Below are 11,996 nucleotides of genomic sequence, written 5' to 3'. Positions count from 1 at the left end.
GAGAAAGAAGAGACACATATGACTGGAACGACATGGCATTTGCTTCACACCGCCCCGCTGTCCCCGGCCGAGAATATGGCCATCGACGAGGCCATCGCCGGCTGGGTCGCACGCGGCGACATGAAACCGACACTCCGTTTTTACGCCTGGGCCCCGCACGCCATCAGCGTCGGGCGCTTCCAACGAGCGACGCGCGACCTCGACCGCGAGGCGCTCACCTCGAATGGCATCCCGGTCGTCCGTCGTTTGACCGGTGGGCGGGCCGTCTTGCACGCGGATGAGCTGACGTATAGCGTCATTCTCCCTGAGACGATGCCGTCTTTGCCGACGAACGTCATCGAGAGCTATCGTCTCTTGACCGAAGGGGTGCGCCGCGGCTACCACGCGCTCGGCGTCCCGGCCGAATTCTCGGTACCATTGACCGAGGCAGACCGCGAGGCACTCCGAAAACCAAAGTCGGCCGTCTGTTTCGACGCCGCTTCGTACTACGAGCTCGCCGTCGGCGGGAAAAAGATTGCCGGGAGCGCCCAAGTGCGCCACCAAGGCGCCGTCTTGCAACACGGGTCAATCCCATTGTCGATTGACGATGACGTCCTGTTCGACTGCTTCAATCTCGAGGCCGATGCGAAGGCGGAGGCGAAAGCCCGATTTGGTGACAAGGCCGTCTCCTTGAACGAGACACTCGGCCGACCGGTCGCCTTCGACGAGGTCGCGGCGGCGTTCACGGACGGATTTCGCGACGCGTTCGATTTGACGTTCGAGCCGCTGACGTTCAACGAAGCGCAACAACAAGAGATTCAGGAGCTCGTCACTAAGTACGAGAGTGACGAATGGGTCTGGAAACGTTAAAAAACGAGTCTCGCGACTCGTTTTTTCTTATTGTTGCGTATAGATGGAGACCGAACCTCCGTTGACGAAGAACTGGCCCCAGCCGTCAGCATTGATTGTGACGAGACGGGCGTTGTTGTTCGTCATGTCTTTCCATACCTCGCCGGCGTTCTGTTTGCCGACGTACATCCACTTCGAGCCGCCCGGACCGTCCGATAGGATTGTCGCGAGACCCGATTTGGCGCGGTCGGTCACCCCTTCACGTGTCCAGCCGATGACGTCCTGATGATCGAGATAGTCATGTTGCGTCCCGTAGGCGAAGTCTTTCCGTGCCTTCAGAATCGGTTGGAGCGTGCCCGACATGTTCGGGATCTCACGGTTCGTCGTCCCTTTCGTGCCATAATAGTCCCCGTAGAAGAGGGCCGGATAACCTTGAGCGCGCGTCATGATCGTCGCGTAGGCGAGCGGTTTGAACCAGTTGGCGACCGTCGACTCGAGCGACTGGCCTGGTTGTGAGTCGTGGTTATCGACAATCGTCACGGACAGCGACGGATGCTGCTCGGTGACGGTGCCTTTCAAGATGTTGCGCATATCGTAATACCCGCCGCCGTTACCGGCCGCTTGGAAGTTGTAATGGAGCGGCACATCGAAGACGGAGTGCGTGTAGCCCGTCTTGTACAGATAGTCGTTGATGGCACCGAGATCGTTCTTCCAGTACTCGGCGACCGTGAACATCTCTTTCCCGGTCGTCTGGCGCACGCTCGTCACCCACTCCTTCAAGTACGAGTGGCTGATATGCTTGACCGCATCCAATCGGAAACCGTCGAGCCCGAGCGAGTCGGCGTACCATTTGCCCCAGTTCTTCATCTCTTGGCGGACCTCGGGATGTTCGAAGTCAACGTCCGCGTACATGAGGTAGTCATAGTTTCCGTTCTCGTTCGACACGTCCGTGTCCCACGCCTTGCCCGTGCTCTTGAACTTATAGATGCGGCTCAAGCTGCGTGACTGATCCCAATCGGTCCCGTCAAAATGGTACCAACGCCATTTGAATGGCGAGTATGTATTGTTGCGCCCCGCGAAATTGAAGCCGGTCCAGGCCGAGATGCCGTACTCCCCGGACGTCTCTTGGTTCCGGTTCGACGGATTGACCTCGATCGCCTGGACACTTTCAGTATAGTCGGCCCCGCCCTTATGATTCATGACGACGTCGCCGTAGACGCCGATGCCTTTGCCGCGCAAGTTCGAGATAGCGGTCTGGAGCTGGGCTTTCGTGCCGTACTTCGTCCGGATTGTGCCTTTTTGGTTGAACTCACCGAGATCGTATAAATCGTACGCCCCGTATCCGACATCGTTTTGTGACGTGCCTTTATACGCCGGCGGAATCCACACCGTCGTCACCCCGATGTCTTTCAAGTGCTGCGAGTCGTTCGATAGTCGGTTCCAATGCAGTCCGTCGTTCGGGACATACCATTCAAAGTACTGCATCATCGTACCGTTTTGCGGCGTCGCCGCCTGTGCGACCGGTTGCCCGGCGAGCAGTGCAATCGCGGTGACACCAGCCGTCATCGCTAACCCTTTCCGTCTTTTACCCATGCCCGTTCCTCCTCTTCAAAATGAATGCAAGCGCTTTCATTAATTATCATGCCCGATTCTATTTTGGTTGAATAGAGGATTTCCATAAAACAGTTCTCTGCGCCTAACTATTTTTTCTTGAATAGTTCAGTCGACCAAAGCAAAACGGATGGCTTGTGCCATCCGCCTAGTCATTCATTCCGTTCCAAACGTTTTCGCTTCACGAGGAAACCGAGATACGGGAGTCCGGTGAAGACGAGTCCGATCACCACGAGGGTTTGGACAATCCAGATGATCGCCTCGGCCGTACCCGACCAACTTAATTGGAGCAACAGCATCAGCCCGATTGAAATGACCAGGCACACGAGCGCGGCTTTTCCCATTTGCCGCTCGACTTGCGCATATTTGTCATGCGTTGTCGTTTGATCGGTGTAAAGCGGTATGGCATCCGGACGACCTTTGAACACATGAATCTCATCACCGGTCGATGTCACGTGTTCCCAACCGCTCGCGGCGAACAGCTCGAAGTAATCTTCGTCCGGCCGTTGGCGGTAATCGAGACTGTAGCGTACATCCATCGGCTCTCCTTCGACGAGCGTATAGCCGAGCGGTGCGAACTTCTCTAAATGCCAGCCACGAGCTGCCATCTCCCCTAGCTTTTTCATTTCCCGCTCTTCGGCGAACGCCAGTCCCCAACTCGACATATATTTCCGTTTCATCGGTGTCCCTCCCCTTCCAAAATGAAGCGTGCATCGTCAACGATTGCTTGCCGTCGTTTCAAATCCTCGGCCACGAGTGCGCGGCCTTGGGTCGTAATCACATAACTCTTCTTCTTCCCGTCCCCGTCGAGCGGCTCGATGAGCTGTGCGTTCACGAGCTTTTTGATAATCGTATACATCGACGCCGGGCCAATCTTGATTCGCCCCTTCGTCAACTCCTCGACGAACTGCATAATCAAGTAGCCGTGACGCGCCTCGGTCAAGGCGAGGAGAATGTAGAACATGCTGTCGGTCAATTCTCCGAGTTCAATCGTGTCATTACGTGGCATCCCGCCACCTCCTATATCATTCATTGATATATCTTACCCTCACTATATATCGTTGAATGATATATGTCAATGAATGATATAAAAAAGCCGCAGACGGTTCGTCTGCGACCTCGTTAACTGGTGACATAATCTAAATCATGCAAGATGTACGCCAAGAAAAACAACATGCTCGGGTTCTCGTAACGCATCTGCACTTTACGGAGCTGCTCCCGATACGTGACCTCGTACTCGGCCCCGTTCATCTTCCGCTCCATGTTCATCTTGATGAGCGCGTCGAGCTTGTCCATCATATCGACGAGCATGCCTTCATACGTGTCATCTTTCGAATCGGCCATATAGCGGCGGAACGCCGGCTGCATGTAGTCCGGCAGGAGCGACAACAACGCCTCGCTCTCGGCTCGTTCGTATGCTTCGAACGCCGCACCGGTCTCCGCGGTCGAATGTTTCACCGGGCCGAGCACGTCCCCGGTCACCCCTTCGACGAGGTCGTGACAGAGAAGACGGGCCGTCAGTTCGGCGACATCGACGTCGACGTCATACTTCTCGCGCTCCAACAAGCCGCTGAACAGCCCGAGCGCGGCCGCCCGGAATCCATGGATGGCGTCGTTATCGTCAATCGTATTGAAACGGCCTTTCCAACGCCTTACGCTGTCCATCCGCATGACGTTCTCGATGAACGTCGCCACGTCGGTCTCCGCCTCGACTTGTTCGTAGAGCCAGCGGACCGATTCGAGCGGATGATTGCGCAGGGCTGCTTTCATCTCTTCAAGCTTCGCGACGAAATGGGGCGAGCCGTGTCCGACTTCGCGCCGCACGAACAGCATCGCGTCGAACGAGTCGATGCCGTCGACGAGCCGTCCTTCGAATGAGTCGTCCTCCGCCTCGACGAGAAAACGATAGAAATGCGGCCGCAGCGACTGCGACAGTAACTCGACGAGGCCAAGACTCGCCGTCCGCTCCATCCGTTCGATATGTTCTTTGAGCGTCGGTTCTTTTTTCGTCCGATGCATGATCGGGCCGGTCTGCACTTCGTTCATATCATGGAACAACGCCTTGCCGAGCACGTCGAGCAAGTTGACGTCCTGTCCTTTGTTCTCTTCGTAGTATGCGGCAATCAAGCTGAAGACAGCGACGCGGAAACTGTGGCTTGCCGCGTTGTCATGATAATGCGGCGCATACTCGTCCCAGCGTTGCACGTTCTGCATGCGTGTCATCTTGCGGATAAACGTTCCGTTATGCATCAAATTCCTCCTTGGTTCAGTCGTTCCCACGAGTCATCGTGACAGACGATGTACAGCATATCGTTCGCTTGAAGCGGTGTATCGAGCACTGTCGCGTAATCGAGACGGTCGTTGACGGCGATCAACGTCACGCCTTGACGCAACAAGCTCTCGGCAGCATCCCGGATGGTCGCCCATTCCGGTTTCGGCGCGAGCGCCTGGATGTTGCCGCCTGACTGTTTGCTGAGCAGCTGACGGAAAATCGATGTCGTCCCCGGTTGCAGCGTCGCTTTCGCCATGAGGAGTGACACCGAGTCGTTCGCGAGAATAAAGTCGTCAATCCGAACGTGTTTGAATTTCGAGATGTTCCGTTCCTCGCACACCTCAACGACTGTATGCAAATCGACGCCGCGTTCAGACGATAGCGCTTCGACCGCGGACGCGATGAGCAATGATTTTCCGTCGGCGAGGAGGGTCTCCGTGATGCGGGCATCCGCGAAGATGGCGATGCGGCGCGCCTTTAAAATATTGGCCTGCAAGAGTACCGTCTCATCCGACGCGTCACCGTGGACGAAGTGAACGTTATCGTGGTCGTACGGTTCTTCCTTCAACTGATCAATCAAGACGATCTCAGCCTTTGGCTCATAGATGAGCACTTCATCGATTGCTTTCTTTGTCTTCGGCGACCAGCCGATGTAGACGTAATGCCCTTCTCCTCGATACACTAACTTCCCCTCCCGTTTTAACCGTTGAAACGTCGCACCGACTTCAACGAGTTTTCCAATCAACGCCCCGATAATCCCAATCCCGAACAGGAACAAGAAAATCCCGAGCCAACGTCCCGCGACCGATGTCGGGAAAAAGTCACCATATCCGACGGTCGTGAGCGTCGTCATCGTCCACCAGAATGAGTCGAACATCGACGGGAACGTCTCCGGTTCAAGCACAAATCCGAGGACGGTACCGGTCAAGATGATGACGAGTGATGCCAAGACGACGTTTAAAAACGATAATTTCGATAATCCGCGCCAGACACGAAAAAAGATATGCACAGAAAAACCCCTCCTTTTCCTATATACTAGAGACAACTTACTTGATTTACGAAACCACCTTACGTTCGGTTTCGTATAGAAAGAAAAAAGAAAGGACGACGTCATGAACTCAATCGTTTTAGAATATCGACTCTATAAAAATGAACTTTCGTTCGAGCCACTCTACCATTATACATCGCTCGGCCTCGATGAAGTACTCGCCCGCCGCGAATGCGAATTTTTCGTCAAGGACGGCATGACCTACAAACAGCGCTCATCGGCGCTCGAAGGCGAGCAATATTTCTTGATTTACGTCGACCGCTACACGGAAGGGCCCGTCGACAAGCACGAGACGACCGACATTAAAGTGGAAATTCGGACGCTCGACGACCGGTTCGACAACCCGATGCTCGAGGCGTATTACGTCGATCGGCATCTCGACGCACTCGCCATGCTCGGCAGTCAATACTTGTACGTCGCCGGCAAAGAGTATGAACGCGACTCGGCCGAGACGGACGAAGATCGTGGCGTCTATGTCATTTACGTTACCCCTACAGGTTATACATTGGAGGAATCAACATGAAGACAAGCAAAAAAATCTTGAGCGGTCTATCGGCTGCTGTTTTGACCGCATCGTTAGCGGCTTGTGGCACCGACGAAACAGAACAAGCGACGTTACCGGAAGAACCGACCGGCTACGAGTGTGACGATTGGGATTGGGATGACGAAACGGAGTCATATTACTGTGACGATGATCGCTCGCCTCACTTCGGTAGCTTTTTCTTGCTCGGTAGCCTATTCAATTCAAAGAGTGCATTGAAGAACTCCTCGGCATATAAAAATTACCGCTCAAACGGCGGCGCCAGCAGCATCACCCCGAACAAATCAAACTCAGGCTCCAACTCGGGACTCGGCAGCGGCTCAAAAGGCGGCTTTGGGGGATGAAGCGTGACGCACTGTTTGGCCAAATCCCTTTCTTTTGGCCTGACTTGAACGACGAAGAGTACGCCCTTTACGACTGTCTCGCCATGTCGGATGACGCGGTGAGGCAGATTCGTGAGGCGACGCGTGACGTCGATGCGATTTTCCGCAAGACGAACCGTCTGCTTCGGACGCTCCCGGACGATACGCTCCGCCTGCTCGGTTATCCTGAGGCGAGCCTGCCGTTCCTGCGCGACAAGGCGCTCCCGCAAGAGACGATTATCGGTCGCTATGACTGGATCGTTAAAGACGACACGCTTAAACTGATGGAATTCAACGCCGACACACCGACGTTCATCAAAGAACTGTTCGATGTGAACGGCTATGTGACGACAGAATTCGGACTCGACGATCCGAACGCGGCGTCGACCGAAGAGCTCAAGGCCGAACTTCGAAAAGCCGTCATCGCAGCGTGGCAACGACTCGACCGGGACGGGGCACCGAAAATCGTCTTCACGGCCCACGATGACAACATCGAGGACAAATGGACGACGCGTTTCCTTCAAGAGACGCTCGATTTGCCGTCCGAGTTCGTCCCGCTCGACCGATTGCTCGTCGAGGCGGACGGCGTCTTCACAGCGTCCGGGGAAAAAGTCGACGTGTTATATCGTCAGACGTACCCGATCGAGCATCTGGTCGACGACCGGGCACCCAATGGTGATTTGATTGGCATCCGCCTGCTCGAACTGAACGCGGCCAAACACGTCTCGCTGCTCAATCCGCTCTCGGCGTTTCTCATGCAGTCCAAAGGCGTCCAAGCGCTCATTTGGGAACTGTATGAGGCTGATACATATTTCGACGAAGCGGAACGTTCCATCATCGAGACTTATTTTTTACCGACGTATCTCGAGGCCGAGCCGTTTATCGGCCAGAGCGCGTACGTGCAAAAGCCCGCCTTCGGCCGGGAAGGCGACTCGGTCATCCTCTACGACCAAGCCGGTGTCCCGTTCCATAAAGAGACACTCCAGACGTACGCGGACGAGACGGCGGTGTATCAACAGTTCATCGAGCTACCGACCCGTCTGACGAACACGGTCAACGGTCCGCTCGAGACGCACTACATGGTCGGCTGTTTTTGCTTGAACGGCCATCCGTCCGCTCTCGGCGTCCGCGCCGGCAGCATGATTACGAACAACCAGTCTTACTACTTAGCCATCGGCACAACAAAGGAGAATAACTTATGACGTTCATCACGCTCGATTCCATCTTGAGCTTCCTCGCTCACCTCGGCACAGGGTTTGGCCTGATTTTAGCCGGACTTGTCGTCTTCGCCCTTACGACGAAGTATTCGGAACGTAAATTGATTAAAGAAGGTAACGTCGCCGTCGCCTTGAAACTTTGGGGGAAAGCGATCGGACTCGCCATCGTCATCTACACGGTGTGGGCGAACAGCGTCAACCTGCTCGACGCCTTCATCTGGGGACTCGTCGGGATTCTCGCTCAAGTGCTCGCCTTCTGGACGTTTGAATACGTCCTGACGCCAGGCGTGAACTTAGAGAAAGAAGTCGAGAACGGCAACCTCGCCATCGGGATTAGCCTTTTCTCCGCCTCACTCGTCGTCGGCATCATCGTCGCCGCGAGCTTGACGTACTAATCAAACAGCCCATGCACTCATAAAGAGGCATGGGCTGTACTTGTAGAGGAAGAATGAAACGTCTACACGCAGACTGACTTGGGCTTTGCTCATTTGTTTCGCAAATGAACGTCCTCAAGATGTCGCCTTTATTCAAATAACCGGCAATCATTATCAAGAGAGGCATGCTTTAAACGCCATTGATGATGACGACTTTTCTACAACCCACATCATCATATTAGATAACGCCCCAAAGAAGAGCTTTACCCTTCAAACGTTAAAACAACATGGGCAAGTTCTCGACACCATTCATTAATCTGAAATCAAAATCGAGGCAAGGGGGAGAAAAATGTCAAAACGTGGACTCGTACTATTGCTGATGGGCATGCTCATCGTCATCACGATTTCGGTCACGGCCGGCGTCGGGTATTATCAGGACGAGCAACGAAAACAACCTTTGGCACAGGCGCAACAAAAACTGCATGAGCACATGACCGCCCAAGGCTGGTACACATACGTAGAAGGCAGCACCGTCGTCTTATTTACGAATGAAGACGAGACGATTCTCGGTCTCGGTATCATGAATTCAGATGGAGGCTTCAGCGTGTCGACATGGGACACGATTGAAGAAAAACCGTTCGATTCGATTCACTTTGGCAATACGACTGATGAATACATCGGGATTCGCTTCAACGAAAAACCGGAAGATGTGGCTTACGTGCGACTGAGCGGTTCGGATTGGAGCGAGACATACACCGTGAACGACCCTCGAGACGAAGGGTACGTCATGTCTTACTTGATCACGCTCGGTGAATCACAACGGGGTAGATTCGAGACACTTGAGACGCTCGACGGCGACAGAAATGTGATGCATGCGGAAGAATTATAAAACCGCAAACCGATGACCGGTCTGCGGTGATGTGACGACTGTTTTGGCAGTCGTCTTTTCTTATGCTTTGGCAAGTACGGCCGATGGACCGAAGAACTCGTAACGGGCTTGTGGAATCGTTTGGACGACCGTCTCCATCATCGCGGTCGGACCGCACGTGTAGACGTCGTGTCCCTCGACATCAAGTGCTTCGAGTTGTTTTGCACTCATACAGCCTGATACGTCATCGACGTGCGTGATGAGCTGAAGACCAGCGTTCACGAGTTCATCGAGCTCTTCACCGAGCGGACGGAGGTTCGTGCTACGAACCGCGTGCAACAACGTGACTGAACGCCCTTGGCCGAGTGCCGTTTTCGCCATGTTGAAGAGCGGTGTGATACCGATCCCGCCAGCGACGAGTGTGAGCGGGCGGTCCGTGTCTTCAAGCACGAATTCACCAGCCGGCGCGCTCACTGGAATTTCCGTGCCGACCGTCTGCCCGTGGAGCCAGTTTGAGACGAGCCCTTCCGCTTTCGGAGCGATCCAGTAACCGTCTTCTGTCGTCTCGACGACGCTATATTGACGATGGTGCAAGATGTCTTCCCCAGCGATACGAGCTTGGACCGAGATGTATTGACCTGGGATGGCCGTCCCGACGACGCCATCGTTCGCTTTGATCCGGAATCGTTTCACTTCCGGCGTGTCTTCGATCACTTCAGCGACCGTGAACGGTTTGAAACCAATCCATGGCGCATCGGCATACATCTGTTTCTCGAGTGAGATGAAGACGTCGGCGATGACACCATATGCTTTCGCCCACGCGTCAATGATGTCCGGCGTGGCTGCTTCACCGAGCACGTCTTGAATCGCGCCGAGTAAGTTCTCGCCGACAATCGGATAATGTTCCGGACGGATGTTCAAGCTCTTATGTTTATGAAGCGCCGGTTGGATGGCCGGAAGAATCGCTTCGAGACGATCGATATGGACGGCTGCCGCGTAGACAGCGTTGGCGAGCGCCTCTGGCTGACGACCGCGTTTTTGGTTCGTATGGTTGAAGAAGTGGCGGACTTCTGGGTTGTTTTCGAACATGCGCTTATAGAAGTGACTCGTGATGGCAACACCGTGGTCTTTCAAGACCGGTGCTGTTGCTTTGACGATATCCATGGTTTGTTGATCTAACATATTGTTTCCCCCTTTTTGAAAGTACACGTCCATTATGTGAGGTAAGTCACTTCAAAAGCAATATATAAAATACTTGTTTAGACACAAGTTCAAATTTCCGCCTTGAATCCGCCACGCTTTTTTCACATCTTCCATCGTCGCGCTTTCGTCAGATGTCTTGTACAATGAACGGATGAAGAGGTGAAACATCATGCGGCTCACGCAAACGTGCGATTACGCACTCCGAACACTCATGTATAGCGCCACATTCTCCCATCGTCTCGTGACGATTCAAGAAGTGGCGGATCAATATCAGATTTCAAAGAATCACGTCATGAAAGTCGTCTATGAGCTCGGCAAGCACGGTTATCTCGAATCGGTGCGCGGCCGTGGCGGCGGTTTCCGGCTCGCCCGACCGATGGAGGACATCAACGTCGGCGACGTCGTCCGGACGATGGAACCGTTCGAGCTCGTCGAATGTTTCGGCGAGGGACGATGTGTCATCGCGCCCGCATGCGATTTGCGGAGCGTCTTGAACGAGGCGATGCTCGCCTTCCTGCACGTGCTCGACCGCTACACGATTGCCGATCTCGTCGCCAACCGGACGAACGAACTGGCCATGTTGCTAGGCATACAAAACCCGACGGACTGAAATAGTCTGTCGGGTTTTCCTGTTATAGCGGCTTCAATATGGCTTCGATCTCGGCTCGTCGCGGCTCGAGAAACGGCGGCAAGGCCAAGCGTTCCCCGAGCGTCTCGAGGGATTCGTCGGTCGTAAAACCAGGTCCGTCCGTGGCGAGTTCCACCAAAATCCCGCTCGGTTCGCGAAAATAAATCGATTTGAAATAATAACGGTCGATCAGACCAGAGTGACTGATGCCAAATGAATCGAGCCGCTCGACCCAACGCGCCATCTCCAAATCATCCTCGACGCGGATCGCGACGTGGTGGACACTACCCCGGCCCGGGCGCTCCGATGGCAAATCGGGACGGTCGACGAGATGAATCTCTGTCGCCACACCGCCATCCCCCGTCTCGAACACACGAACCGATTGACCGTTTCGCTCGAACTCAGACACGAAGCGATATCCGAGCACGTCCGTCAGCACCCGTTCCGTCTTCTCAATTCGCCGCACCGTCCACTCGCTAAATCCGAGGCCGAAGACGGCGACGTCTGCCGGTACCGGTCCGTTTTGCCACGGCGTCCCTGACCCGCCCTCGACGAGACAGAGCCGTTGTCCTTCCTCATCTTCGAAGTAGAGCGTCGGACGACCGAGCACATCCTCTACCGGATCATGAAGTACACCGAATTCCGAAAATCGCTCAAGCCAGTACGACATTGCCCCATTCGGCACCCGAAGCGCCGTCCGTGAGATGCTGCTCGATCCTTTATACGTCTGTCCGAGAAACGGTAGCTCGAAGAATGTTAAATCCGTCCCCGGTGTCCCCGATTCATCTGCGTAAAACAAGTGGTACATCGACGGATCGTCTTGGTTGACCGTCTTTTTGACGAGCCGCATCCCGAGGACCTCCGTATAGAATCGCAAATTCTTCAACGCGTCCCCCGTCATCGCCGACACGTGATGTTGTCCTATAATCGCCTTCATCCGACTTCTCCCCTTTCGACTTTGATTATATTGTACCATCCACAAATAAGTAAAGTTAGCTTTACATTAAGTAAAGTTTACTTTACAATAAAGATAGAAATAAGAAA

14 protein-coding genes are annotated in these 11,996 nt (G+C 54.3%); 7 read left to right on the top strand and 7 right to left on the bottom strand.

The window, feature by feature from the left end; translation table 11 throughout:
- The first annotated feature begins 18 nt into the window (after positions 1 to 18).
- Positions 19 to 849, top strand: a complete 831-nt coding sequence (locus KNP60_RS01075) for a lipoate--protein ligase family protein (RefSeq protein ID WP_214796629.1) — start codon at positions 19 to 21, stop codon at positions 847 to 849.
- 27 nt (positions 850 to 876) lie between these two features.
- Here KNP60_RS01075 and amyS read toward each other — a convergent pair whose 3' ends face one another.
- The 5 genes from amyS to KNP60_RS01050 all read right to left on the bottom strand — a co-directional run bounded on the left by amyS (position 877) and on the right by KNP60_RS01050 (position 5,720).
- Entirely contained in the window at positions 877 to 2,394 is a 1,518-nt protein-coding gene (gene amyS, locus KNP60_RS01070; RefSeq protein ID WP_251131319.1) for an alpha-amylase, read from the bottom strand.
- Between the two features lie 197 nt (positions 2,395 to 2,591).
- Complete coding sequence (locus tag KNP60_RS01065; RefSeq protein ID WP_214796625.1) at positions 2,592 to 3,119, bottom strand: DUF2812 domain-containing protein; 528 nt, start codon at positions 3,117 to 3,119, stop codon at positions 2,592 to 2,594.
- The gene (locus KNP60_RS01060) at positions 3,116 to 3,448 is read right to left on the bottom strand and encodes a PadR family transcriptional regulator (RefSeq protein WP_214796623.1); all 333 of its coding nucleotides are present in this window, start codon (positions 3,446 to 3,448) and stop codon (positions 3,116 to 3,118) included. Before KNP60_RS01060 ends, KNP60_RS01065 begins: the two co-directional genes overlap by 4 nt.
- Positions 3,449 to 3,561: 113 nt before the next feature.
- Positions 3,562 to 4,689 carry a YfbR-like 5'-deoxynucleotidase gene (locus KNP60_RS01055; protein ID WP_034779389.1) on the bottom strand — a complete coding sequence of 376 codons (1,128 nt, stop codon included), beginning with the start codon at positions 4,687 to 4,689 and terminating at the stop codon, positions 3,562 to 3,564.
- The gene (locus KNP60_RS01050) at positions 4,689 to 5,720 is read right to left on the bottom strand and encodes an ion channel (protein WP_214796621.1); all 1,032 of its coding nucleotides are present in this window, start codon (positions 5,718 to 5,720) and stop codon (positions 4,689 to 4,691) included. The genes KNP60_RS01055 and KNP60_RS01050 overlap by 1 nt, the downstream gene beginning before the upstream one ends.
- Positions 5,721 to 5,823: 103 nt before the next feature.
- Between KNP60_RS01050 and KNP60_RS01045 the strand changes: the two genes are divergently transcribed.
- The 5 genes from KNP60_RS01045 to KNP60_RS01025 all read left to right on the top strand — a co-directional run bounded on the left by KNP60_RS01045 (position 5,824) and on the right by KNP60_RS01025 (position 9,142).
- Entirely contained in the window at positions 5,824 to 6,282 is a 459-nt protein-coding gene (locus tag KNP60_RS01045; protein ID WP_021066042.1) for a hypothetical protein, read from the top strand.
- Positions 6,279 to 6,644 carry a hypothetical protein gene (locus KNP60_RS01040; RefSeq protein WP_021066041.1) on the top strand — a complete coding sequence of 122 codons (366 nt, stop codon included), beginning with the start codon at positions 6,279 to 6,281 and terminating at the stop codon, positions 6,642 to 6,644. The genes KNP60_RS01045 and KNP60_RS01040 overlap by 4 nt, the downstream gene beginning before the upstream one ends.
- Positions 6,641 to 7,864 carry a glutathionylspermidine synthase family protein gene (locus tag KNP60_RS01035; RefSeq protein WP_214796619.1) on the top strand — a complete coding sequence of 408 codons (1,224 nt, stop codon included), beginning with the start codon at positions 6,641 to 6,643 and terminating at the stop codon, positions 7,862 to 7,864. The genes KNP60_RS01040 and KNP60_RS01035 overlap by 4 nt, the downstream gene beginning before the upstream one ends.
- The gene (locus KNP60_RS01030) at positions 7,861 to 8,274 is read left to right on the top strand and encodes a DUF350 domain-containing protein (RefSeq protein WP_021066039.1); all 414 of its coding nucleotides are present in this window, start codon (positions 7,861 to 7,863) and stop codon (positions 8,272 to 8,274) included. The genes KNP60_RS01035 and KNP60_RS01030 overlap by 4 nt, the downstream gene beginning before the upstream one ends.
- Positions 8,275 to 8,602: 328 nt before the next feature.
- On the top strand, positions 8,603 to 9,142 hold the full coding sequence (locus KNP60_RS01025) for a hypothetical protein (RefSeq protein ID WP_214796617.1): 540 nt from the start codon (positions 8,603 to 8,605) through the stop codon (positions 9,140 to 9,142).
- A gap of 60 nt (positions 9,143 to 9,202) precedes the next feature.
- Here KNP60_RS01025 and KNP60_RS01020 read toward each other — a convergent pair whose 3' ends face one another.
- Positions 9,203 to 10,303, bottom strand: coding sequence for a globin domain-containing protein (locus KNP60_RS01020; RefSeq protein ID WP_214796615.1), 1,101 nt, complete (start codon positions 10,301 to 10,303; stop codon positions 9,203 to 9,205).
- A gap of 190 nt (positions 10,304 to 10,493) precedes the next feature.
- On the opposite strand from KNP60_RS01020, the gene KNP60_RS01015 reads away from it, so the two are divergent.
- Positions 10,494 to 10,934 carry an RrF2 family transcriptional regulator gene (locus KNP60_RS01015; protein WP_021066036.1) on the top strand — a complete coding sequence of 147 codons (441 nt, stop codon included), beginning with the start codon at positions 10,494 to 10,496 and terminating at the stop codon, positions 10,932 to 10,934.
- A 22-nt stretch (positions 10,935 to 10,956) separates the two neighbouring features.
- Here the strand turns inward: KNP60_RS01015 and KNP60_RS01010 are convergent, their stop codons facing one another.
- The gene (locus KNP60_RS01010; RefSeq protein WP_214796613.1) at positions 10,957 to 11,889 is read right to left on the bottom strand and encodes a ring-cleaving dioxygenase; all 933 of its coding nucleotides are present in this window, start codon (positions 11,887 to 11,889) and stop codon (positions 10,957 to 10,959) included.
- Positions 11,890 to 11,996 lie beyond the last annotated feature (107 nt).

It is taken from the genome of Exiguobacterium sp. s5, assembly GCF_018618075.1.
GTDB classification, from domain to species: domain Bacteria; phylum Bacillota; class Bacilli; order Exiguobacteriales; family Exiguobacteriaceae; genus Exiguobacterium; species Exiguobacterium mexicanum_A.
This window is presented reverse-complemented; position numbering and strand designations above follow the sequence as displayed.